We start from the raw sequence: 22,638 nt of genomic DNA on the forward strand, positions 1-22,638 counted from the left end.
CCCGTGTTACGGCGGTAGGATCCCTCTAATCGGCGTTCGCTGCGGGGGTATCGTCGCCGTCGCTGGCGGCCGCGCCGGCCCGCCGACGGATGTCCCGCACCCGCTCGGGGATCGGGGGATGGGTGTAGTGGAACGTCTCGTAGAGGGGGTGGGGGAAGGGGTTCGAGAGGTTCTCGCTGGCGAGGCGGGTGAGCGCGTCGACCATCGGCTCGCCGTCGCCCATCACGTCGACGGCGAAGGCGTCGGCCTCCCGTTCGTGGGCCAGCGAGAGCCGGTTCTCGACGGGGCTCGTGAGCCGCGAGAGCGGCTGGAGGACGAGCGCGGCCAGAGCGAGCCCGGCGTAGACTGGTTTGCCCGCCCCCGTCGCCAGCCCGAACAGCTCGTAGAGCCAGGGGCCGGTAACCAGTTGATAGGCGACGAACAGCAGGACGCCCATCTGGACCGCCGAGGCGCCGACGCGCTTCCAGATGTGAGCCTTCTTCCAGTGGGCGAGTTCGTGGGCGAGCACGCCCTGGAGTTCGTCGGTCTCCATCTGTTCGACCAGCGTGTCGAACAGCACGACCCGCTTGGTCGCGCCGAACCCGACGAAGTAGGCGTTGGAGTGGCCGCTGCGGCGGCTGGCGTCCATCACGTAGATCTGCGAGCACTCGAAGCCGGCGCGGTCGAACACCTCGGTGACGGCGTCGTGCAGCTCCCCTTCCTCGACGGGCTCGAAGTCGTTGAACAGCGGCGCGATCACGCGGGGGTAGATCACCATCATCGAAAGGGAGAAGACGACGAACAGCGCCCAGGCGCCCAGCCACCACAGGCCCGGGAACGACTCGACGACCCACATGACCGCCGCGGCGATGGCCGCGGTGAACACCAGCGCGACCGCGAGCCCGACGAGTTTGTCGCGAACCCAGAGCCGCGGCGACTGCTCGTTGAACCCGAATATCTCCTCGACGACGAAGGTGTCGAAGAACTCGAACGGGAGCGAGGAGACCTGGAGGAGAACGACGACGCCGAGGAAGAAGACGACGCCCGAGGGCACGGTCCCGAGCCCCAGCGACTCGACGGCGGCGACGGCGTCGGCCAGCAGGCCGGAGTACAGCACCAGCAGGATCAGTCCGAGGCCGACCCACGCCTCCAACTGGGAGGCGCCGGTCGTCGCGCGCTGGTAGCCCAGCAGCTCGTCGGTATCGTCGACGTCGAGCCGGTCGTCGAACCACTCGGCTTCGCGGGTGACCGCCTCGGCGCCGTACCGGACGTTCAGCGCCGCCAGCCAGGTGAAAAACGCCTCCGTCCCGACCAGCAGGGCGAGGAAGGCGACGTGGAGTGCGAGCATACCGGCCGATACGGAAGCGGCCCATTAAATCCCCTCGCTGGTCGTCTCGCCGACCCGCCCCGGGCGAGTCGCCGCGGCTTCCGCTGGGTCGCGAGATCCGGCCGTTCGGGCGGTCGATCGACCCGTTCGTGTCGGGCACCGATTCGGGGGACCTTACCGGATTGTTCCTATCCAAAGGAAGCCTTATGCAACAACAACACTGCTAGAACAATGACTAATGAGCAACAAGGACCCGAACCCGCAGACACGGAAGCGCAACCGTGACTGGTGGCCGAACACGCTCGATCTGAGCATCCTCGACCAGAACGCCCGCGACAGCGGGCCCTACGGGGACGACTTCGACTACGCGGAGGCGTTCCAGGAACTCGACCTCGACGAGGTGAAATCGGATATCGAGGAGACGATCACGACCTCTCAGGACTGGTGGCCGGCCGACTACGGCCACTACGGCCCGTTCATGATCCGCATGGCGTGGCACAGCGCTGGGACGTACCGCGCCTACGACGGTCGCGGCGGCGCGGCCGGCGGCCAGCAGCGGTTCGCTCCGCTCAACAGCTGGCCCGACAACGCGAACCTCGACAAGGCGCGGCGCCTGCTCCAGCCGGTCAAGCAGAAGTACGGCCGCAGCCTCTCGTGGGCCGACCTGATCGTCCTGGCGGGCAACGTCGCGATCGAGTCGATGGGGTTCAAGACGTTCGGCTTCGGCGGCGGCCGCGAGGACGACTTCGAACCGGACGAGTCGGTCGACTGGGGCCCCGAAGACGAGTGGGAGGCCGACGACCGCTTCGAGGAGCCCGGCGAGATCCAGGAGGGGCTCGGGGCGTCCGTCATGGGACTCATCTACGTGAACCCCGAGGGCCCGAAGGGCCAGCCCGACCCGATGGCCTCGGCGAAGAACATCCGCCAGACGTTCTCCCGGATGGCGATGGACGACAGGCAGACCGCGGCGCTGATCGCCGGCGGCCACACTTTCGGGAAGGTCCACGGCGCCGACGACCCCGACGAACACCACGAGCCCGAGCCGGAGGCGGCCCCCATCGAGAACATGGGGCTGGGCTGGCAGACCGACGGCACGAAGGGCGGCGAGATGATCACAAGCGGCATCGAGGGGCCGTGGACGTCGGACCCGACCTGGTGGGACATGGGCTACGTCGACAACCTCCTCGACTACGAGTGGGAACCCGAGAGGGGCCCCGGCGGCGCCTGGCAGTGGACGCCCAAGGAGGGCGAGGACGTCGAGTCCGCACCGGACGCCGCCGACCCCGACGAGGAAGTCACGCCCATGATGCTCACGACGGACGTCGCGCTGAAGCGCGACCCCGACTACCGCGAGATCATGGAGGACTTCCAGGAGAGCCCGATGGCGTTCGGGATGGCCTTCGCGGAGGCGTGGTACAAGCTGACCCACCGCGACATGGGGCCGCCCGAGCGGCTCCTCGGTCCGGAGGTCCCCGACGAGACGAAGATCTGGCAGGACCCGCTGCCGGATCGGGACTACGACCTGGTCGACGACGAGCAGGTCGCCGACCTCAAAGCCGAGCTCCTCGACAGCGACCTCTCGCGGTCGCAGCTGGTCGAGACCGCCTGGGCCTCGGCGTCGACCTACCGCGACAGCGACAAGCGCGGCGGCGCCAACGGCGCGCGGATCCGGCTCGAACCCCAGCGGAGCTGGGAGGCCAACGAGCCCGAGAAACTGGAGACGGCGCTGTCGACCTACGAGTCGATCCAGGCCGAGTTCAACGACCGGGACGACGACACCCGCGTCTCGCTGGCGGACCTAATCGTGCTGGGCGGCAACGCGGCCGTCGAGGAAGCCGCGGCCGACGCCGGCTACGACGTCGAGGTGCCGTTCGATCCGGGTCGGGTCGACGCCGGCGAGGAGCAGACCGACGTCGACTCCTTCGAGGCGCTCGAGCCGAAGGCCGACGGGTTCCGCAACTACCTCGCGGACGACGTCGACCGCCCGGGTGAGGAGTTGCTGGTCGACAAGGCCGACCTGCTGGACCTGAGCGTCGAGGAGATGACGGCACTGGTCGGCGGCATGCGCGCGCTGGGCGCGACCTACGGGGACTCGAACCTGGGCGTGTTCACCGACCGGCCCGGCACGCTGACCAACGACTTCTTCGTGAACCTGCTCGATATGGGCACCAAGTGGGAGCCCGCCGAGAGCCGCGACCAGGTCTACGAGGGTCACGACCGCGACACGGGCGAACTGGAGTGGGAGGGGACCCGCTTCGACCTCGTCTTCGGGTCGAACTCCCGACTGCGCGCCGTCTCGGAGGTCTACGGCTCCGAGGACGGCGAGGCCGAACTCGTCTCTGACTTCGTCGACGCCTGGAGCACGGTCATGCGGGCCGACCGCTTCGACCTGGCGTAACTCGCAGGTCGGCCCCTCCCACGGCTTTTCGGTGGGCGTATTTTGGGGCTGTCGCCCGTAGGGCGAGTATGCTGAGCGAAGCCGACCTCTACTGTGGGACCTGCGAGCGGTCGGTCCGCCGCGAGGAGACCGCCCGGCGCGAGCCGGTCGCCGACCTCGACCCCGACAAGTTCGTCGGTCGGCAGGCCGGCCTCGGCCAGGAGCGGTTCGGCGTACTCGGCGGGGTCGTCCACCGGGGAGAGCCTGACGGCGGGCGGAGCCATGTGCGTCCCGTCGGCCGGCGCCGACAAGGAACTTGCCCGTCGAACCCCCCGTGCAGTTCCGCCACCCTCACCGCTTTGTGACTGGAAGCCCCAGCCGTGTCTGCTATGGCTGACGACGTATACAACGAGAGTGACACGTTCGATATCGGCGGGGAACTCACGGTGAAACGGCTCGGGTTCGGTGCGATGCGACTCACCGGTGAGGACATCATCGGCCGCCCCGACGACGAGGAGACCGCACGGAACGTCGTCCACCGGGCGACGGAACTCGGCGTCGACTTCATCGACACCGCCGACTCGTACGGGCCGGGGACGAGCGAGCGCATCCTGCGGGAGGCGCTCGGCGAGATCGACGCGGACCCGGTCGTCGCGTCGAAGGCGGGACTGCTCCGCCACCGCGACGGCGAGTGGCCGACACACGGCGACCCGCAGTTCCTCCACAATCAGGTGCTCGCGAGCCTCGACCGACTGGGCGTCGACAGCATCGACCTCTACCAGTTCCACCGGCCGGACCCCGAGACCGACTTCGAGGACTCCGTCCACGCCTTCGCCGAGATGAAAGACGCCGGCCAGGTCGACCACGTCGGCCTCTCGAACGTCACCGTCGAACAGTTGGATCTCGCCCGCGACATCGTCGACATCGCGACGGTCCAGAACCAGTACAACGTCGCCTACCGCGGCGACGAGGACGTACTCCAGGCTTGCGAGGAGTACGACGTGGGCTTCATCCCGTGGGGACCGCTGTACACCGTCGACGACGACGGGGTCGCGGGCGTCCTCGACGAGGTCGGCGAGGCCCACGACGCCAGCCGGCGACAGGTCGCGCTCGCGTGGCTGCTCCACCACTCGGACGTGACCCTGCCGATCCCCGGCACCTCCAGCGTCGACCACCTCGAGTCGAACGTCGCCGCCTCGCAGGTCGAACTCACCGACGAGGATCTGGCGGCGCTGAACGATATCGACCCGCAGTAACGGCGTCGCTCGCCGTTTTTGCCGTTTCGCGTTCGACCGGTGAGCGACGGCGTCGCTCGTCGACGCGTGATCTGGGGAACCGACGGCGCCGTCGCTCGTCGGTGTGAGAGTGGTAGAATTCGGAGTCAGCCCGTCGCTGACGCCGTAGTCGGAGTCAGCGACTTACAGTCGGGTGAGGTTCGACGCGCGCGGGCCTTTGTCGGCCTGCTCGACGTCGAACTCCACTTCCTCGCCCTCTTCGAGGTCGGGGCCGCCGACGTCTTCCATGTGGAAGAACACGTCCTCGTCCTCGTCCTCGGCGTCGATGAAGCCGTAGCCACCGGTGTCGTTGAAGAAGTCGACCTTGCCTTTCGCCATCGTTAGAGGCGCTCCAGGTTGGTCGCTCGCGGACCCTTGTCCGCCTGCTCGATGTCGAACTCGACTTCCTGACCTTCTTCGAGGTCGGGGCCGCCGACGTCTTCCATGTGGAAGAAGACGTCGTCGTCCGCGTCCTCAGTCTCGATGAAACCGTAACCGCCGGTGTCGTTGAAGAAGTCGACCTTTCCGGAGGCCATTAGAGGCGCTCCAGGTTGGTCGCTCGCGGGCCCTTGTCGGCCTGCTCGATGTCGAACTCCACTTCCTGTCCCTCTTCGAGGTCCGGACCGCCCACGTCCTCCATGTGGAAGAAAACGTCGTCGTCAGCGTCCTCAGTCTCGATGAAACCGTAACCGCCCGTGTCGTTGAAGAAATCAACCTTACCGGATGCCATTGCAACTATACACAGACGCGGGGGATGTATAAGGATTCCGAGAGAACCGTTACCACGACCCGTCGCGTCCGTGAGAGTTTCTCGACGGCCGGCAGCTCGCCGCCATCGACCGGTTCGGGGCCGCGGGCGAGGGGTTTTAGTCCGGGGGCACGCAGGTTCGAGTGATGAGCGATGTCGCCGAACCGCTGTACGTCGGCGCGGCCTGGTCGGAGGGATCGTGGTTCGCGGTGGCGTTCGACCGTTCGGGGTTCGACCACGCCGCGGTCTTCGACGAGGTCGGGGACCTGTGGGTCCGCTACGAGGAGCGCGCCGAGCGCGTCCTCGTGGACGTGCCGGTCGGCCTCGTCGAGGAGGGCGAGGAGGGCCGGCGCTGTGACGACCTCGCGCGGCGCGTGCTGGGGCCGATGAGCGACGCGGTCGTCACGCCGCCGGTCAGGGAGGCGACGCGCAAGCGCCGCTACCCCGCCGCCCAGCGCGTCAACGAGCGCAAAGCCGGTCGCGGCATCTCCGAGCGGGCGTTCGCGATGAGCGACGGGATCGTCGCCGTCGACGAACTCCTCCAGAACGTCCCCGAGGCTCGGGCGGCCTTCGCGGCCTCCCAGTCGGAGGTCTGCTTCCGCGCGTTCGCGGGCGAACCCCTCGAACACGACACGGCCTACGCCGCGGGGTACGCCGAACGGATGCGGACGCTCGCCCAGCACGACCGCGACGCGCCGCCGGTCGTCCAGGCTGCCGCCGCGGCCACCGAAGGGTACGAGGTCGCCGTCGCCGACGTGCTCGACGCGGTCGCGCTGGCCTACACCGCCGCCCCGGGCGACGGCACCCTCCGGACGCTCCCCGCGGACCCGCCGACCGACGCCGTCGGCCTCCCGATGGCTATCACCTACCGCGCCGACGCCCCGCTCGTGGCCGAGTAGCGGGCTCGACCCGCCGGGGCCGAACCGCCACGCGCGGGGCGCCGGATCGCGGACCGCACGGCGTCCCGGGCGCTTTTCCGGCGCCCGTACGGATCGATTTCATGGCCTACACGTGGCAGTACTACGACCTGATCCTGCTCGGCGTCTTCGCGAGCATGGGCACGGGATTGGCCGTCGGGACGTTCACCGAGGTCGCGGCGACCACGGCCGTGCTCGCCGCCGGCGTCGTGGCCGTGGCGCTCATCGGCCACGCGCTGTTCGTCAACGGTCCCGGCGACGGCGCCGACGACCTCACCGACGAGGTCGACGCGCTGAACTGATCGGGATGTCCATCTGTAGAAACTATGAAGTCATGACGTCGGTAAATCGACCGCGTCTCACACGTCGACCTTCCGAAGCGCGGACGAAGACCGTGTGACAGGCGAGAGGCGTTGGGCGTCGAACGACCGGTCCGTAAGGCTCAGTCGGTGAATTCGAGCGTCGCTTGTTTCGTCGGTCCGCCGATCGCATCGCGCCGTTCTCGGAATTGTTCGACCGGGAGCGCCCCGGAGCGGATGGTTTTGATCCGGTCCCGGTCCTCGTCGGTCGTCTCCATCTCGTACACGGCCTCTTTGAGATAGTAGCCCAGCGCCTCACCGAGATACGGCGGTACCGCGTTCCCGATCTGTTGTCGAATCGAGACGAGTCCGCCGGTGAATCGGTACGAATCGGGGAACGTCTGGAGCCGCGCGCCCTCGCGCGGCGTGAGCCCGCGGTCCTGGAACGGATGGATACACCGAGCGCTCGACGGCTTGGACATGTTCGAGGTGATTGCCACGGCGGGCTCCCGAGAATCCAGACGGGAGTACGAGTTGTGATACCCCGACGACGGCTGGAGTTCGTCCGGGATCTCCGTCCGGTTCCCGCCGTCGGAGATGTGAGCGATCATCTCCACCATGTCCTCGTCGTGGTTGGCCGCCTGATGCATCGTCAGCTCGTCGTTGTCGCCCCGGAGGTCGTCCTGAATCACCGTCTCCGGAGGTTGATCGTACTCGGTCGCTTCCTCCCCAGCCGTTACTTCCGGGAGGTCTCCGATGCCGCCGATGACACCCGGTGTCCGGACCGGGTCCATCTCGAATCCGTCGATGGAGTGCTCCGGCGCTTCACCCCTGAACGCGAGTACGATCAGCCGTCGTCTGTGCTGTGGGACGCCGAAGTCGGACGCCGTGACGACGTTCGGCGTCACCTCGTAGCCGATGTTGGCGAACGACTCCTTGACCGCGTCGAGGAACTTCCCGTCGGCGGTGTTCTCCATCCCGCGGACGTTCTCGAATATCGCTGCGTCCGGTCGCAGTTCGTCGACCCACCGGATGAAGTCGGTGAACAGGTGATTCCGGTCGTCCGACCCGTCAGGGCTCACGACTTCCGAAAAGCCCTGACACGGCGGGCCGCCGGCCACGAGATCGACCGAGTCCCGGCCCACTATCTCGGGGATCTCGTGGGAGTCGACGTCCCGGATGTCTTCGGTCAGGTCGTCCGGTTCGAACCCGTCCCGATTTTCCGCGTACGTCGCCCGGGCGTCGTCGTCCACTTCGACGGCGTGGAGCGGCTCGAACCCCGCGTTTTCCAGTCCCTCCGAGAGCCCCCCGGCGCCGGCGAAGAGATCGACGTACTCGATATCCTGACTGCCCATCTGGTTCGGAGATTAGTCGATATCGCACTTAATCGTTCGTACTTCCGGGGGTGGCGGACTGCCGAATGCTCGCGGTTCGATGCGTTCGTCCGCAACATTGAACCCGGTCGTCCGCTAGTCGTGTCGCGTATGACTGTCGTAGGGCCTGTCTCGGCGGATCCGGTGGTCGCTTTCGTCTGCTCGCACGGGTCGAATCGGTTCTTCAGCTCCGGAGGCACGGAAGATGGGGCGTGAACGGTCAGAGCGGGAGCGAGAGGTGATATCCGAGTTTCTCTCCGACTACTTTCCGGAGCGGTGCGGGAACGGCACACAGGGGAAGCTCCGCGAGGCGGACGGTGAGAGTTCCGACGAGATATCGGATTCGGAACTGGGAGAGATCGAGTCGATGGTCGACCGGGTCGAGGACGCGTTCAGTACGTCGAAGGGGACGCTCGGGCTCGCGATCGACTTTCTCATGGTTGCGGAACAGCTGTCCCGAGTCGACGACCGCCTCTCGGGGTTCGACGGTTCCATCGATCGGGTTCAGATCCTGGACTGGTACGAGAACACCGCGAAGACGACGCTCACCCCGAAGTACGACGGTGAGCGGTTCTCGATCCGGTCGGTCCACAACGACGTGATCGACCTGTTCCGCGAGGATCTCGAGCGGACGAACTTCCCCAGCTCACCCGGACACCACACGGGAGAGTGGGAGCGGTACGACGACCTGCTGGAGTCCAGTTTCCGACTGTCGAGCGCGGGCCGGTTCGAAGCCGCGCAACGAATCTTCGACCTCGGGCTAGAGGAACTCGCGGCGCGGGCGTTCGACACCCGAGAGCCGCCGTTCCCGGATCCACTGAGGGAGATATTGAACGACTACGAACGGAGCCACCCCGAAGAGGAAGGCGGACTCACCTATCAGGCACTCTGCTACGGGTACGTGAAAGCGAAGTGGTCACATCTGTCCTTCCGGGCGAGCAAAGTCCGGACGGGATCGTCTCGACAGCACCGGCACGGCGATATCGACGGATACTACGGCCCCGATCTGATGCTCTCCGTCGAAGTGAAGGACCGAGACATCCTCACCACGAACGTCGACAGCGAACTCGGAACGATGATAGAACTGGCCGAGCGGACGAACGTGGTGGTCGTCGCGGTCTGCAAACACGTAGACGAGGGGGCTGCGAACATCCTGGATACCGCGGGTGTACGCGTCGTCACCGACGAGGATATCGACGCAGAACTGCCACTCTGGGACTATCACAAGCAGAACCGAGCGATCCAGGGGATGGTCCACTTCCTGGCGAGCATCGAAGAGGACCCCGCGGCGGTTCAGCGACTGCTTCGATTTATCCAGACGGTGGACCCGGAGAACCCGGCGTTGGCACATCTCTCGGGTGACGAGTAGGTGAGACGGACATCGTTCCGACCACGACTGACGAGCCGGCAACAGAGATATCGTGTCGGCGAGCCAACGGGGCGGATATGGAGCACGAGATCTCCCACAGACCTTCCTACGCACAGTTGACCCTCGACCTCGGCCCGGGCGAGTCCGTCCGGTCGGAGGCGGGCGCGATGGTGAGCAAGTCGCCGTCGGTCGACGTGGAGACGAGCGCCGAGGGCGGCATCTTCAAGTCCATCTCGCGGTCGCTGTTCGGCGGGGAATCGTTCTTCATGAACACCTTCTCGGCGCCCGACGGCGGGCAGATACAGCTGGCGCCGGCCCTGTCGGGCGACGTGCAACACCACGACCTCGGCGACGAGACACTGTACGTCCAGTCGTCGTCGTTCCTGGCGTCGGACCCGACGGTCGAGGTGGACACCGAGTTCGGCGGCACGAAGACCTTCTTCGGCGGCGAAGGGCTCTTTCTGCTGCGGCTGTCGGGGAGCGGTCCCGTCTTCCTGTCGAGCTACGGCGCCATCGACGAACACGAGGTGACCGCCGACGAGTCGTTCGTCGTCGACACGGGCCACATCGTCGCCTTCGAGGGGTCGCTGTCGTTCGACGTGCGGAAGGTCGGCGGGCTGAAGTCGACGCTGTTCAGCGGCGAGGGGCTCGTCTGCGAGTTCTCCGGCGAGGGGACCGTCTGGACCCAGACCCGCAGCCCAGACGCGTTCCTCTCGTGGCTCATCCCGAAGATCCCCCAGCGGAACACGACCACGACGACCTGAGCCGGCGAGCCGCCGTGCTCGTCGAACGGTCGGCGGATCCCGCACAATCGTTATGCCAAGTCCGTCCGAACGGACTGGCATGAGCGAACGAGCCGAACTCGATACGGAGTCGCTGGCGTCGCGCGTCGTGGCCGCGGGCGTGGTCGAACTGTCCGTGCGCGACGAGACGCCGGCCCACGCCGGCGAGATCAGGCGGGCCTGCAACGACGCGGTGGACGCGGTCGAGAGCGACGTGCTCGGCACGGTGACCGAGGCCGAGGTGGCCCGGACGCTGAACGAGCTCGAAGCCGACGGCGTCGTCGAGGGCGCGCGCGACGACACGTCCCCCACGGGGAAGGGGCGGCCGGACTACCGGCTGGTCCCCCCCGCCGACGCGGTCCGCGGGGCGCTCGCCGACGACGACCGCACCGCGGCGCTGGCCGACCGCGTCGACGCGCTCGATTCCTGACCGCCGCTCGAACCGCACGCTCCGCGGGACCGGCTCCGAACCGGCGAGGCGTTCGATCGCCGACCGGCACAAAACCCATGTGTCGCCGAGCGGACTCCCCGGTGTATGCTCCAGGCAGAACTCGAAGTGTGTACGGACTGTGGCGTAGTGCATATGGAAGGCGGTCCGGCGCCGACGAACGTCAGCGAGTGCTCGGCCTGCGGCGGCCGCGTCGAAGACATCGAACTCGACGACCTGGTCGGGTTGTAGGGTACGACCCGGGGACCAGCGTGCCCGGACGACGAGCGCCGGTCAGTCGAGCACGCGGCGCCGCTCGGTGAACGTCGCCGTCCCCCCGTCCCAGCGGACGGTCGTCTCGATGCGGACCCGGCCGTCGTTTCGAGCGACGCGGAGTATCTCGCCCAGCGAGAGCTCGATCCGGGCGGTCCGATCGGCCGACGCGTTCGCCGAGAGGTTCCCGAAGCGGTGGTCCCGGCTCCAGATCCGGCTGTCGGCTGCGCGGATCCGCGTCTCCACGGTGACGTTCCGGAGGGACTCGGTCCCGTTGTTCGTGACGTTGGCCGTCACCCGGCGACAGCGGTCGCCGCAGTTTCGGATCTCCTTCACGTCGAGGTCGACCGCGTCCGTTCCGTTGGGTCGCGGCGTTTCGCTCTCGTTCGGCGTCCGAGCGGCGGCGTTCGCGTCCGAGCCGACGCGATTCGCGTCCCGCTCGGCGCCGACGGCGGACGGCGCACCGGGCCCTGCGGGACCGGCGACGGCGACCCCGGCCCAGGCCAGCGAGGCGGCCAGCGCGAGCGCGGCGACGGTCGGTATCGACGGGGGGAACGCGTCGGTGCCGGTCTCCCGGTCGAGGCGGGTCACACGGGGGTTCGGGGACCGCCGTGCAAGAACTGTGGGCCGGCATCGACAGGGTGGTCCCGGGTCGCTCGCGCGCCGAGGTCGAGACCGGACCGGGAGTTTCTCCACGCGGTCCGCCCAACGGACGAGCGATGACAGACCACGCGAACCGCGGGTATCGTCGGCTGTTCGGCGACGGCTTCTCCGTCGGCCTGTTCTTCCCGATCACGACCGCCGACGGCCCGGTCCCGCCGCTGGGCGAGCAGACCGAACTCGCCGCCTACGCCGAGGACCTGGGGTTCGACGCGCTGTGGTTCCGCGACGTGCCGCTGTTCTGGCCGCGGTTCGACGACGCCGGCCAGGTGTACGACCCCTGGGTGTTCCTCTCGCATATCGCCGCCAACACCGACGAGGTGGCGCTGGCGACGGGCAGTATCGTCCTCCCGCTGCGCCATCCGCTCCACGTCGCCAAGGCCGCGGCGTCGGTCGACCGGCTGTCGGACGGACGGCTCGTCCTCGGCGTCGCCAGCGGCGACCGGCCGCCGGAGTACCCCGCCTTCGGCGTCGACGAGGACGACGCCGGCGAACTGTTCCGCGAGTCCGTCCGGACGCTGCGGACGGTCTGGGCCGAGGAGTATCCCGAACTCGACACGCCCTTCGGGACCCTCGACGGGTCGATGGATCTCCTGCCGAAGCCGACGACGGAGACGCTGCCGCTGCTGGTGACCGGCCACGCCGGGCAGTCGCCGGAGTGGATCGGCGAACACGGCGACGGCTGGGTGTACTACCAGCGGACCGCCGCGGACGTGGCCGAGCAGGTCGACGACTGGCGAGCGGTGGCGGGGGAGAAACCGTACGTGCAGGTGCTCCACGTCGCGCTCGCCGAAGATCCGACGGCGGGACCGGAACGAATCCACCAGGGGTACGCCGCCGGGACGGACTGGCTCCGCGAGCACGTGCGGGACCTGCGCGACGCGGGCGTCGACCACGTGATGGTGAACGTCCGCCAGACCGACCCCGACCGCGACGTGCGGGCCGTGCTCGACCAGTTCGCCGACGAGGTGCTGGACGCGCTCTGAGCGCCGAGGGCGCCGGTCGCGATTCCGCCGCGAACGCGCCGTCCCGGTCCAGTCTGCCGCTACGGACACGCTTTTTCCCGCGTATCGAGTCCCTGGGATAGAACCGCCATGACGCTCACACCCGAGAAGCGAGACCGGCTGGAGAACCTCCACAGCGCGCTTATCAACGACATCACCGACGAGATGGGCATCGACGACAACGTCATCCCCGGCACGCGCATCCGCCCCGTCTGGTCGAAGGAGCCGACCGTGGGCACCGCCCACACGGCCCAGCGCGTCGATATCGGCTACGCCGAAGGGGAGTGGGACCCCGAGGACGACGGCGACGACGAGGACGAGGACGCGACCGAAGACGACCGCGACGCCGAGGACATCGACTTCTTCCAGTACCTCGAAGCCACCGAGGAGGGTGACTTCGTCGTCATGGCCGCGCCGAAGGACACCGAGGTCGGGCTGTGGGGCGAACTCCTCAGCACGATCGTTCAGGAGAACGGCGCGACCGGCGCGCTCATCGACGGCCCCACGCGGGACTCGACGATGATCGAACAGCACGAGTTCCCCGTCTGGTCGGACGGCCACAGCGCCATCGAGTCGTTCGGGCGCGTCAGTTTTCGCGAGTGGGACGTGCCCGTCGAGGTCCACGACGTGACCATCGCGCCCGGCGACGTGATCTTCGCCGACTACCAGTCGATCGCGGTCATCGACCCCGACATCGTCGACGAGGTGCTCGAACGCGGCGAGGAGGAGCTCGAACAGGAGAACGCGGTCCGCTCGGACATCCGCGACGGCGACAGCGTCTACGAGGTGTGGGACCGCTACGGCACGCTGTAGAGTAGTGTGACCCGCGCGGGCGATCCGCGGTCGAGCCCGACGCTCACAGGTCGAACAGCCGCGCCGCGGCGCCGGCCAGCAGGATCAGTGCGCCCAGGATGAAGGTCCCGGGAACGGGGAGGACGAACACGAGGGCGCCGGAGACGAGGATCTTCGTCGAGAGTCTCATGTCGGGTTCACGGGCGGCGTCCGGACGGTTGTGAGTTTGGTCGGATCGGCTGGCGCCGTCGCCCCCATTCCGGTCACTGCAGATACCCCAACTGTTCGAGTCGCGCCTTGCGCTCGGCGCCGATGGAGACCGATCCGCGCTCGCCGGCGGCGTCGACGGAGTCGAGCCAGTCGTCGAGCGCGTCGGTCAGGTCGGCGACGAGGTCGGGGCGAGCCTCGGACACGTCGGTCGCCTCGGCCGGGTCGGCGTCGAGGTCGTAGAGGCGTTCGGAGCCGTCGGAGCCGCGGATCAGTTTGTGCTCGTCGGTCCTGATGGCCCGCAGCGACCGGTCGTAGGTCCGGAGGTCCTCGGGCACCCGACCGAGGTTGCGTTCGAGCGCGGCCATCGACGGCTGGGGCGCCACGTACTCGCTGACGACGAACTCCCGAGCGGGAGTCCCGGCGTCGGGGTGGAACGAGGTGCCGTGGAACCGCTCGCGAGCCTCGGGCGCCTCGATGTCGGCGGCGTCCAGCAGCGTCGGCGGGAGGTCCAGCAGGCTCACGAGGGCTTCGAGGTCCGACCCGCCGGTGAACGCGCCGCCGTGGAGGACGAGCGGCACCCGAACGAGCGTGTCGTAGAGGCAGTACTGGTGGTCCATCATGCCGTGGTCGCCGACGTTCTCGCCGTGGTCGGCGGTGACGACGAGGATCGTGTCCTCCCACTCCCCGGCGGCCTGCAGGGCGGTCCGGAGCGCGGCCAGTTGCTCGTCGAAATAGGTGATCTCGCCGCGGTACAGCGCCCGGAGGAGCGCGAGGTCGCGCTCCGAGAGGTCCAGATCGCCGGCGAGGAACTCCCACGGTTTCTGGGGCACCTCCATCGCCTCCTCGTAGGTGGCGCCCTCGGGGAGGTGGCGCTCGGTCGTCTCCCGGGGCGGCCGGTACTCCAGGTGGGGTTCGAGGTAGTTGACCAGCAGGAAGAACGGATCGTCGCTCGACCGGTCGGTCACCCAGTCGGCGATCCAGTTCGTCGAGCGCTCGGCGCCGTCGTCCGAGCGGTCGCGGACGAACTGCCGGTACAGCGTGTTGGCGGCGTTGACCACCGGGTTGCCGTCGAACAGTTTCCGGGCGACCAGACGGGCGCGGCTCTGTTCGGTCTCGTCGACGAGTTCCGAGAGCGCGTTGTCGGACTGGACGAGCTGCCACATCTGGCGGAACTCGTCGAACCCGCGGTCGAACCCGGACTCGGCGCTGAGCCAGGTGTTGTTCGAGACGCAGACCGTCTCGTAGCCCGCCGCGCGGAACGGCTCGGGCAGGACGGGCAGCCGGTCGTCTAGGCGCTCGTGGTCGGCGTGGGCGCCGTGTTCCGAGGGGGGCGCCCCGGTCAGCAGCGAGGCGTGGGAGGGGAGCGTCCACGGGGCCGCCGAGACGGCCTGCGTGGCCCTGGTCCCCGAGGTTGCGAGCTCTGCGAGCGTCGGCGCGACCTGCGAGTCGTCGGCGTCGTCGACTCGCGTCGTGTCGGCGACGACGACGACGACGTTCGGCTGTGCGGCCATTGTCGCCCGGACTTGGCGGGCAAGACCGATAGCAATTGGCCGCTTACTTCCGGCGGTTTGGACCGTTTCGCCGCCGCAGATACGCGCGTTCGGTACCGAGGGCTTACCGTCTCCCCGCACCGGCCGCTCGGTCGCCGCCGATCCCGCTCACGCACCCGCCGTCTCCGGTAAGACGAGCTTAGCCGACCGCCCGGTCGCCGCTCGCGCGGCCAGTCGGCTCGCGTCGACCGATGGCCGACGGAATTCCGCCGGTCGAAGGCCGGGGCCTCCGGTGGCGTGTCCCGCCGGCGACTCGTTCGAAGGTGATTAGTAGTTCACATGAAAACGGCTCCTCGTGTCCAGCCCTCCACCCCGAACAGCACCCGCCAGATACGCGGCCGTCTGCCTCCTCGTCGTCGCGGCGATCGGCGCGGTGACGGCGGGGGCGACCACCGTCGCGACGACGGCGCCAGTGCGACCCTGACCGACGCGACCGTCCACGCGTCGCGCGGTGTCGTCACCGGCACGCTCGACCTCGGCGCGAACGGCTCGCTCCGACTCGTCGACGCGGACGGCGAAACGGCGACCGCCGATGCCGCGAGCGCCCGCACCGCGACCGCCGAGGCGACCGCTTTGCCAGCCACCGTCGCCGCCACCGCGACGGCGGGGACGGGCGCCGGGCCGACGCTCGCCATCGAAAACCGCGGCCCCGACTTCTCGACCGCGGCGGTCGTCACGTTCGGGGACCGTTCTCGGAACGTCACGCTCCCGTCGGGCCGGTTCTTCGCGTTCGCCGCCCGTCGGACTGCGGACGAGGGGGTGCGCGTCGCCGTCTGGGACGCCGAGCGGCCGTGGGACCGCGAGTGGGACGCGAGCTTCGACTCCGTCCCACGGACGGGGTGGCGCGTCGTTCTCGACGGGCGGGCGTTCCTCGACGGCCTCGCGGTCGGCGTCGATGACCAGGCGGCTGGCGATGCCGGCGGTGGCGCCGACGACGCGCCCACCCCCACAGAGGACCCGTTTCCCGAAATGCCCGATATGCCCGACGGGAACGACCCCGACCCCGAGTTCGACGACGGGGACGAGGAGGGAGGCGAACTGTACGGCGGCGGTTCGATCTTCTTCGGTCTGCTGCTGCTCGTCTTCGGTAGTCTCGGCGTCCGCTACGCTCGCCCGCTCACGCGGTTCAACGAGCAGATGGACGCCATCGGAAGCAAGACGCCCGCTTCGGAGGTCGAACCCGCCGAGTGGAACGTCGCGTTCACGAAGATCCTCTCCGCGTTCTTCGCCCTGCTCGGACTCGGGCTGGTCGTCGCTGGGATCCTCTGATCCCCGATATCTGCCGGCGAACCCGGCGCCCCCCTCACCCCTCGCCGACCATGCGGTCCTCGTCGTCCCACTCCCGCTCGCGGAGTTCGTACTTCTGGACCTTCCCGGTCGCCGTGGTCGGCAGGTCGTCGACGAACTCGACCCGTCTGACCGCCTTGTAGCTCGCCAGCCGCTCGCGGGTGAACGAGGTCAGTTCATCTTCGAGCGCGGCGGGGTCGTCGGGCTCCCCGTCCGGGACGACGAACGCCTTCGGCGCCTCGCCCCACTCGTCGCTCGGCGCGGGGATCACGGCCACGTCCGCGACGGCCTCGTGTTCGAACAGCGCGTCCTCCAGCTCGATCGTCGAGATGTTCTCCCCGCCGGAGACGATGATGTCTTTCTTCCGGTCCTGGATGGCGATCATCCCCTCGTCGTCGACCGTCGCCAGATCGCCGGTGTGGTAGTACCCCTCGATCCGTTCGGAGAAGGCCGCCTCGGTGGCCTCGGGCTTGTTCCAGTACCCCTCCATCACCTGGTTGCCGCGGACGACGACCTCGCCGACGGTCTCGTCGTCTCTGGGCACGTCCGCGCCGTCCTCGTCGACGACCCGAACTTCGGTGCCGAGATAGCCGAGCCCCTGGCGCTTCTTGACGGCGAAGCGGTCCGGGCCGTCGTCGTCGAAGTGCCGGCGGGCGTCGGAGGTGGTGATCAGCGGGCCGGTCTCGGTCGCGCCGTAGACGTGCTTGAGGTACCAGCCGAACTCGTCTTCGACGGTGCGGATAGTCGCCTCGGGCGGCGCGCTGCCGGCGGTCGCGACGCGCACGTCCGCCGCGCCGGTCGTCGGAGGGTCGTGGGCCTCGTAGTAGTCGATCAGCATGTTCAGCACCGTCGGCGCGCAGCAGAGATAGGACACGTCCTCGGCGGCGACGGTCTCGAAGATCCGCTCGGCGTCGACCCCGCGCGTGCAGACGTGGGTCGCGCCCATCCCGGTGATCGCGTAGATGTGGCCCCAGCCGTTGACGTGGAACATCGGCAGCGTCCACAGGTAGGTGTCGTCGTCGCGGATCTCCTGGTGGACCGAGACCAGGTAGGCGTGCAGCGTCTCGGTGCGGTGGGTCCGCATCACGCCCTTCGGGTCGCCCGTCGTCCCCGAGGTGTAGTTGATCGTGATCACGTCGTCCTCGGCCATCTCCGGGCGGTCCACGTCCGGGTCCGGACCGGCGGCGTCGACGAGCGTGTCGAAGTCCGCCCAGTCGCCGTCTCGCGGTGACCCGCTCGACGCGTCCGAGGCGCTGCCCGCCTCGCCGTCGACGGCGTCGGCGCCGTTCGTCACGAACGTCTCCGTCGGCACGTCGTCGCGGATCGGCTCGATCTTCCCGGCGTACTCCCGGTCGGCGTAGATGGCGTCGACCTCCGCGTCGTTCAGAATGTACTCGAAGTCGTCGGGCGTCAGCCGGTAGTTCAGCGGCGTGTGGACGGCTCCCAGTCCCATCGTCCCGTAGGCGGCTTCGAGGTGGTAGTGCGTGTTCGGGTCCAGCACCGCGACGCGGTCGCCCTTCCCGATACCGCGCTCGGCCAGCGCCGCCGAGAAGCGGTCGACCCGGTCGCCGAGCTCCGCGTAGGTGAACCGTTCTCCCGTCGTCGCCACGACCGCCTCGTCGTCGCCGTAGTGGCGCCGCGCGCGGTCGAGGAAGTCCGTCACCAGCAGTGGCTTGTGCATGGTATCGCCTCGCCCGGAGCTATCGGACGGACACCACATAAAGTGGATGTTCGATTGTGTAGGATGGGGGTCGGGACGCGGCGGTCGAGCCGCGTGCCGGTGGGCCCTGGCCCGTTCGACGCGGGCGGGAGGCGGCGAGTACAAGGGGGCGGAGTGCGTTGTGGGCGTATGGACTCGACGCAGTCGGACGACGGCAACGGCCGTATCGCACGCCTGGTTCTCGCCGCCGGCCTCGGCGCGGCCGCGCTCTGGTCGCTTCGGAAGGGCAAACGCCTCCGCGGCGCCCTCGCGGGCGTCGGCGCCGCGGCGCTCGGCTACAGCGCGACGAGCGACGCCGACGGCGTGACCGAACCGCTGGCCGAGGAGTTCGATATCGACGCGACCGGCGAGAGCGACGAGGTCGAATCGGACGCCGCCGAGAGCGACCACCTCCGCTGTGCGGCCTGCGGCGAACCCATCGTCGCCGGGCAGGTCCGCTCGCCCAACGAGGACGGCGAGACCGTCCACGAGAGCTGCCTCGAAGCGACGGCCTGAGTCGCGGACCCCCTTCTTTGGGCCCGTGTCTCCGGTCGACAGCCGCTAGTCTCTCGGCTCCCGAGCGGTCGAAACCGGTCGCGGTGACCCCCGAGTCCGGCGGTGAAAGCACTTGATCGACGCGTTCGGCGTGGGTGCTAACAGCGAACGTGCTCCGACGGCTGCATCAACGGCAGATAGACTCGGCAAAACGAACGCGTAGTGTATCGAAGCATCTATGTGGAGTGTAGATTTTCCGTCTTGTCGAAAACCGAGTCTCCGTGTACTGATCCGTATTTCAACCGAACATTAGCCATTTATACTATGGCCACACCACTTTCAGGCGCATGGAACGGTCCACGTTAAGTCTGTTCGCAGGGGCCGGTGGTTGCACGTTGGGATTCGACCGGGCCGGATTCGACGTGAAGTTGGGTATCGATATAGATAGCGACGCTATTAGTACCTACGACGCGAATTTCTCCGAGATCGATTCCGTCCAAAAGGATCTCAGTAATGCGACTTCCGATTGGCTACTGGAACGGTTAGAATTAGAGCCCGGGGAACTCGACTTTCTGATCGGTGGCCCGCCCTGTCAAGGGTTTAGTTCCGCCGGAAACGGATTCTGGGACGACCCTCGAAATCAGCTGTTGAAGCAGTATATTCGTTATCTGGAAGAGCTGCAGCCGAAATGGTTCCTGATGGAGAACGTCGAAGGTTTGCTGACTGCTCAGGAAAGTCAATATATCACGGAAACCGCTCGAAAACTCGTAGACGCAGGATACACGATACGGGTCCATAAGCTGTATTCGCATTGGCACGGGCTTCCGCAAAAGCGAAAACGTGTATTTATAGTAGGAAACTCCGGCGGAGTGAATTTCGAATTTCCCGATCCGACACACCATGGTATCAGTGCAGTTTCGCCACCTCGATCGATCACAGACGCCATATCCGATCTTCCAGAGCCGGCCGAGAGCAAGCCGAAACGACTCGAATATGCGAGCACACCCGAAACTGGCTATCAGCAAAGCCTTCGAAACGAAGCGGTTACCGATCACTACGATACAGAGGTTTCGGACGTACTTCGGAAACGGATCGAGCACCTTGAGTCGGGGCAGTCGATGCAAGACCTTCCCGAAGACCTGCAGCACGATTCCTTCGACCGACGAGCCAGTAGACGAGTTAAAGATGGCACCCCAACCGAAAAGAGGGGTGGGGCGCCAAGCGGCCTGAAGCGGTTGGTGCCCGACGAACCGAGTCTAACAATTACGGGAGGAAGCCGTTCCGAATTCGTTCACCCGGAGCGAGACCGATTCCTTACGCTACGGGAATGCGCAAGAATTCAGTCGTTCCCCGACTGGTTCCAGTTCCGGGGGTCGAAAACAAGTAAGCAGCAACAGATCGCGAACGCGATTCCGCCCCTTATCGCTGAGAAACTAGCCGATCACTTCGGGAAGGTCATGGAACGGAATGCTGACGCGCCTTATGGCGACGCGGAAGGAGGGTTGTTAGGTTTCTTTATGACGAAAGCAGACTCCAGAAGTCCGGCCCTCGATAGAACACATGACAAATTATCTGAGCTTCGGAACCGTACGCAGGTCGAAGTCTGACGATGAAACTATCACAATCCGACATATCAAAGCTAGAGGATGCTCGAACGGTAGGCGGTGATCCGAGCGTCTCTCTCAGTGACGCCGAGATGGTGAACTTGCTGAAATTAGTCGCGAGGGACTTGGATTTAGAGATTCCTGATGAACTGACTTGCGAAAAGTGCGACGAAACGTTGGACTCTGGCTTTTTCGAGGCTGAAATCGATAGTTTAGGCTGTTCAAAATTGGAGTCGACCTTTTCGTTAAACGAGCTACTGAAGCGGTCACTTGGTGAATACGCGGAAGATAACCCGAACATCTTCACATATTATTCTCTTTTAGTACAGCTCCATTCATACCGTCGAAAATTTGCAAAGGTATGCGATGTACAGGAGATACCTGAACTCGAGACCGTCATCCCGCGTGGGCTCCTCGAGATTGGAAAGTTCGATGAAGAATCGTTGGTTTCGTGGCTAACGTGGCGAAAATTTCTGTACGATATCGACAATCGGTCCGCTCAAACGGCTGGGTATCTATTCGAGCCGATCCTTACCGAAGCGATCGGTGGAGCGTCCTACAGTTCAAGCAAATCCCCTATCGAACGAACTAATCGAAGAGGAAGCCGACAAGTAGACTGTATCGTAGGTGACACAGCTTACGAGTTTAAAATGCGTGTCACGATCGCCGCTAGCGGGCAAGGCCGTTTCAGAGAGGAGCTACAATTCGCGGAAGATGCCCGTAATTCGGGATATACTCCCGTTCTGTTGGTTCTCGACCCGACCCCATCGAAGAAACTGACCAAGCTTTCCAACGAATTCGGAGAGTACGGTGGCCAAGCCTATACCGGAGACGAGGCGTGGAACCATCTTGAAGTGAGGGCCGGCGATACTCTGTCGGAGTTTTTGGAAAAATACGTTCGTGACCCTATATCTAGTATTGATGAACATAAAGAACAGTTCGAGAGCTTAGCTATCGATCACGATGACGAAGACGGATCGGTCATGGTCACTGTAGGCGAAACGGAGATCCAACTTCGGTGACCGAGCCCTGTTGTAGCGGAATTCCGCATCTGAGAGAAACGGGGAGAGCCTAGGCCGGGATTTGAACCCGGGCTCTCGTCCTTACCAAGGACGCGCTTTACCTCTAAGCTACCCAGGCGCGTTTCCGAGTTGCCGCGATTCGTCTTTAGTCGTTTCGATCTCACCCCCGCTGTGCGGTCGAGCCACACGGTAAGTCGGGGGACGGCACGGCGACCGTTCAGATCCGCTCGGCGAGCGCCGCCGGCGTCCCGTCGGAGAACAGCGACTCCGCGGGGGGCAGCCGCCCGTCCGTGCGACCGAGCGTCCCCACGTGGCTGCGCAGGGACTCGGTGACCGACCCGCCGGCCGCGGTGGTGCCCGCGACGGCGGCGAGTTCGAACACGTCGGCCTCCAGGTTGGCGTCGAGGCGGTCGTCGCCGGAGGTCCGCCGGCGGGTCTGGTCGCCGCCGAACGAGCGGACGACGGCGACGGCCTCGCCGGCGGCCTCGGTGCGGGCGAGCAGGTAGAACCCGCGGGCGACCATCACGTCGGCGACGAGGATGTCCATGTCCCCGCCGTCGGCGTCGACCGTCGCGGTCGGGCCCGACGTCACGCCGTCGGTCACCGCTACGTCGCCGCCGTCGGTCCGCTCCGCACGGTCGCTCCCCGACGAGCCCCCGCTCGCGTCGCTCGCGGGGCCGCCGTCGGTCCGCTCCGCACGGTCACTCCCCGACGAGCCCCCGCTCGCGTCGCTCGTGGGGACGCCGTCGGTCCGCTCCGCACGGTCGCCCTCCGGCGAACTCCCGCCCTGGGGGCCCCCGTCGGCGCGCTCGTCCTCGCGGTCGCCGGCGAGGGCGCCGTCGCGCTCCCACGGCGGGTCCCGGGAGAGCGAGCGGGTGAGGCGCAGTCCCTCGTAGATGAGCTGGACGCCGGCCCCGCGGTCGGCGACGGCGTCGATGTCGACCGACGGCCCGTCCGCCGACCCGGCGGCGACTGCGCGGGCGCTCAACACCGTCAGCACACCGGGTGCCATCGACCCGTCTTCGAGGCGTTCGCGGATCCGCTCGCGGAGGCGGTCGGGTTCGACGTCGCCCACGGCCTCCAGCGCGGCCCCGCGGACCGCCGCGGCTTCCTCCATTGGCGTCGGCTAGCGGTGGGAAGGGCAAAGACCTTTGGAAACGACTTACGGAC

At 66.9% G+C, this 22,638-nt stretch carries 25 protein-coding genes and 1 tRNA gene; 15 read left to right on the forward strand and 11 right to left on the reverse strand.

What is annotated here, in order from left to right:
* Positions 1-25 precede the first annotated feature (25 nt).
* Positions 26-1,327, reverse strand: a complete 1,302-nt coding sequence (locus tag HZS55_RS22210) for a M48 family metallopeptidase (RefSeq protein WP_179909706.1) — start codon at positions 1,325-1,327, stop codon at positions 26-28.
* 217 nt (positions 1,328-1,544) lie between these two features.
* Between HZS55_RS22210 and katG the strand changes: the two genes are divergently transcribed.
* The 3 genes from katG to HZS55_RS22225 all read left to right on the forward strand — a co-directional run bounded on the left by katG (position 1,545) and on the right by HZS55_RS22225 (position 4,939).
* Positions 1,545-3,704, forward strand: coding sequence for a catalase/peroxidase HPI (gene katG / locus HZS55_RS22215; RefSeq protein ID WP_179909707.1), 2,160 nt, complete (start codon positions 1,545-1,547; stop codon positions 3,702-3,704).
* 68 nt (positions 3,705-3,772) lie between these two features.
* Positions 3,773-4,048: a hypothetical protein gene (locus HZS55_RS22220; protein ID WP_179909708.1), complete on the forward strand. Its 276-nt coding sequence runs from the start codon at positions 3,773-3,775 to the stop codon at positions 4,046-4,048.
* A gap of 24 nt (positions 4,049-4,072) precedes the next feature.
* Positions 4,073-4,939, forward strand: coding sequence for an aldo/keto reductase (locus tag HZS55_RS22225; RefSeq protein ID WP_179909709.1), 867 nt, complete (start codon positions 4,073-4,075; stop codon positions 4,937-4,939).
* Between the two features lie 162 nt (positions 4,940-5,101).
* Here the strand turns inward: HZS55_RS22225 and HZS55_RS22230 are convergent, their stop codons facing one another.
* The 3 genes from HZS55_RS22230 to HZS55_RS22240 are packed head-to-tail and all read right to left on the reverse strand — an operon-like array spanning position 5,102 to position 5,687.
* On the reverse strand, positions 5,102-5,296 hold the full coding sequence (locus HZS55_RS22230; RefSeq protein ID WP_179909710.1) for a cold-shock protein: 195 nt from the start codon (positions 5,294-5,296) through the stop codon (positions 5,102-5,104).
* 2 nt (positions 5,297-5,298) lie between these two features.
* Positions 5,299-5,493 (reverse strand): cold-shock protein, encoded by a 195-nt coding sequence (locus HZS55_RS22235; RefSeq protein ID WP_006883278.1) that lies wholly within the window; start codon positions 5,491-5,493, stop codon positions 5,299-5,301.
* The gene (locus HZS55_RS22240; protein ID WP_006883278.1) at positions 5,493-5,687 is read right to left on the reverse strand and encodes a cold-shock protein; all 195 of its coding nucleotides are present in this window, start codon (positions 5,685-5,687) and stop codon (positions 5,493-5,495) included. Before HZS55_RS22240 ends, HZS55_RS22235 begins: the two co-directional genes overlap by 1 nt.
* Before the next feature lie 164 nt (positions 5,688-5,851).
* Between HZS55_RS22240 and HZS55_RS22245 the strand changes: the two genes are divergently transcribed.
* Both HZS55_RS22245 and HZS55_RS22250 read left to right on the forward strand, forming a co-directional pair.
* Entirely contained in the window at positions 5,852-6,604 is a 753-nt protein-coding gene (locus tag HZS55_RS22245) for a DUF429 domain-containing protein (protein WP_179909711.1), read from the forward strand.
* A 101-nt stretch (positions 6,605-6,705) separates the two neighbouring features.
* Positions 6,706-6,924, forward strand: a complete 219-nt coding sequence (locus HZS55_RS22250; RefSeq protein WP_179909712.1) for a hypothetical protein — start codon at positions 6,706-6,708, stop codon at positions 6,922-6,924.
* 140 nt (positions 6,925-7,064) lie between these two features.
* Here HZS55_RS22250 and HZS55_RS22255 read toward each other — a convergent pair whose 3' ends face one another.
* On the reverse strand, positions 7,065-8,276 hold the full coding sequence (locus tag HZS55_RS22255; RefSeq protein ID WP_179909713.1) for a DNA cytosine methyltransferase: 1,212 nt from the start codon (positions 8,274-8,276) through the stop codon (positions 7,065-7,067).
* A gap of 223 nt (positions 8,277-8,499) precedes the next feature.
* On the opposite strand from HZS55_RS22255, the gene HZS55_RS22260 reads away from it, so the two are divergent.
* The 4 genes from HZS55_RS22260 to HZS55_RS22275 all read left to right on the forward strand — a co-directional run bounded on the left by HZS55_RS22260 (position 8,500) and on the right by HZS55_RS22275 (position 11,124).
* Positions 8,500-9,663 (forward strand): acyl-CoA thioesterase family protein, encoded by a 1,164-nt coding sequence (locus tag HZS55_RS22260; protein ID WP_179909714.1) that lies wholly within the window; start codon positions 8,500-8,502, stop codon positions 9,661-9,663.
* Positions 9,664-9,740: 77 nt separating this feature from the next.
* A complete protein-coding gene (locus HZS55_RS22265; RefSeq protein WP_179909715.1) occupies positions 9,741-10,427 on the forward strand; it encodes a TIGR00266 family protein in 687 nt (228 codons plus the stop codon).
* 79 nt (positions 10,428-10,506) lie between these two features.
* A complete protein-coding gene (locus HZS55_RS22270) occupies positions 10,507-10,875 on the forward strand; it encodes a hypothetical protein (protein ID WP_179909716.1) in 369 nt (122 codons plus the stop codon).
* A 105-nt stretch (positions 10,876-10,980) separates the two neighbouring features.
* Entirely contained in the window at positions 10,981-11,124 is a 144-nt protein-coding gene (locus HZS55_RS22275; RefSeq protein WP_179909717.1) for a hypothetical protein, read from the forward strand.
* A 42-nt stretch (positions 11,125-11,166) separates the two neighbouring features.
* On the opposite strand, the gene HZS55_RS22280 is transcribed toward HZS55_RS22275, so the two are convergent.
* The gene (locus tag HZS55_RS22280) at positions 11,167-11,736 is read right to left on the reverse strand and encodes a hypothetical protein (protein WP_179909718.1); all 570 of its coding nucleotides are present in this window, start codon (positions 11,734-11,736) and stop codon (positions 11,167-11,169) included.
* 128 nt (positions 11,737-11,864) lie between these two features.
* Here HZS55_RS22280 and HZS55_RS22285 point away from each other — a divergent pair, with 128 nt between their 5' ends.
* Together HZS55_RS22285 and HZS55_RS22290 are read left to right on the forward strand one after the other, a co-directional pair.
* Positions 11,865-12,791 carry an LLM class oxidoreductase gene (locus tag HZS55_RS22285; protein WP_179909719.1) on the forward strand — a complete coding sequence of 309 codons (927 nt, stop codon included), beginning with the start codon at positions 11,865-11,867 and terminating at the stop codon, positions 12,789-12,791.
* A gap of 108 nt (positions 12,792-12,899) precedes the next feature.
* A complete protein-coding gene (locus HZS55_RS22290) occupies positions 12,900-13,622 on the forward strand; it encodes an RraA family protein (RefSeq protein WP_179909720.1) in 723 nt (240 codons plus the stop codon).
* 43 nt (positions 13,623-13,665) lie between these two features.
* Here the strand turns inward: HZS55_RS22290 and HZS55_RS22915 are convergent, their stop codons facing one another.
* Complete coding sequence (locus HZS55_RS22915) at positions 13,666-13,791, reverse strand: hypothetical protein (RefSeq protein WP_281372815.1); 126 nt, start codon at positions 13,789-13,791, stop codon at positions 13,666-13,668.
* A gap of 73 nt (positions 13,792-13,864) precedes the next feature.
* Positions 13,865-15,322, reverse strand: coding sequence for a sulfatase (locus HZS55_RS22295; protein WP_179909721.1), 1,458 nt, complete (start codon positions 15,320-15,322; stop codon positions 13,865-13,867).
* A gap of 318 nt (positions 15,323-15,640) precedes the next feature.
* Here HZS55_RS22295 and HZS55_RS22495 point away from each other — a divergent pair, with 318 nt between their 5' ends.
* Complete coding sequence (locus tag HZS55_RS22495; protein ID WP_218927257.1) at positions 15,641-16,630, forward strand: hypothetical protein; 990 nt, start codon at positions 15,641-15,643, stop codon at positions 16,628-16,630.
* 34 nt (positions 16,631-16,664) lie between these two features.
* Here the strand turns inward: HZS55_RS22495 and HZS55_RS22305 are convergent, their stop codons facing one another.
* Entirely contained in the window at positions 16,665-18,329 is a 1,665-nt protein-coding gene (locus tag HZS55_RS22305; RefSeq protein ID WP_179909722.1) for a long-chain-fatty-acid--CoA ligase, read from the reverse strand.
* 168 nt (positions 18,330-18,497) lie between these two features.
* Here HZS55_RS22305 and HZS55_RS22310 point away from each other — a divergent pair, with 168 nt between their 5' ends.
* From HZS55_RS22310 to HZS55_RS22320, 3 genes are all read left to right on the forward strand, one after another.
* On the forward strand, positions 18,498-18,863 hold the full coding sequence (locus HZS55_RS22310; protein WP_179909723.1) for a DUF2892 domain-containing protein: 366 nt from the start codon (positions 18,498-18,500) through the stop codon (positions 18,861-18,863).
* A gap of 326 nt (positions 18,864-19,189) precedes the next feature.
* On the forward strand, positions 19,190-20,449 hold the full coding sequence (locus HZS55_RS22315) for a DNA cytosine methyltransferase (RefSeq protein WP_179909724.1): 1,260 nt from the start codon (positions 19,190-19,192) through the stop codon (positions 20,447-20,449).
* Positions 20,450-20,451: 2 nt separating this feature from the next.
* Entirely contained in the window at positions 20,452-21,468 is a 1,017-nt protein-coding gene (locus HZS55_RS22320) for a restriction endonuclease (protein ID WP_179909725.1), read from the forward strand.
* 46 nt (positions 21,469-21,514) lie between these two features.
* Here HZS55_RS22320 and HZS55_RS22325 read toward each other — a convergent pair.
* Both HZS55_RS22325 and HZS55_RS23090 read right to left on the reverse strand, forming a co-directional pair.
* Positions 21,515-21,586, reverse strand: a tRNA-Thr gene (locus HZS55_RS22325).
* A gap of 99 nt (positions 21,587-21,685) precedes the next feature.
* Positions 21,686-22,585 (reverse strand): DUF7114 family protein, encoded by a 900-nt coding sequence (locus HZS55_RS23090; RefSeq protein WP_179909726.1) that lies wholly within the window; start codon positions 22,583-22,585, stop codon positions 21,686-21,688.
* Positions 22,586-22,638: the final 53 nt, after the last annotated feature.

The sequence above is a fragment of the Halosimplex rubrum genome, assembly GCF_013415885.1.
Taxonomy (GTDB): Archaea; Halobacteriota; Halobacteria; order Halobacteriales; family Haloarculaceae; genus Halosimplex; species Halosimplex rubrum.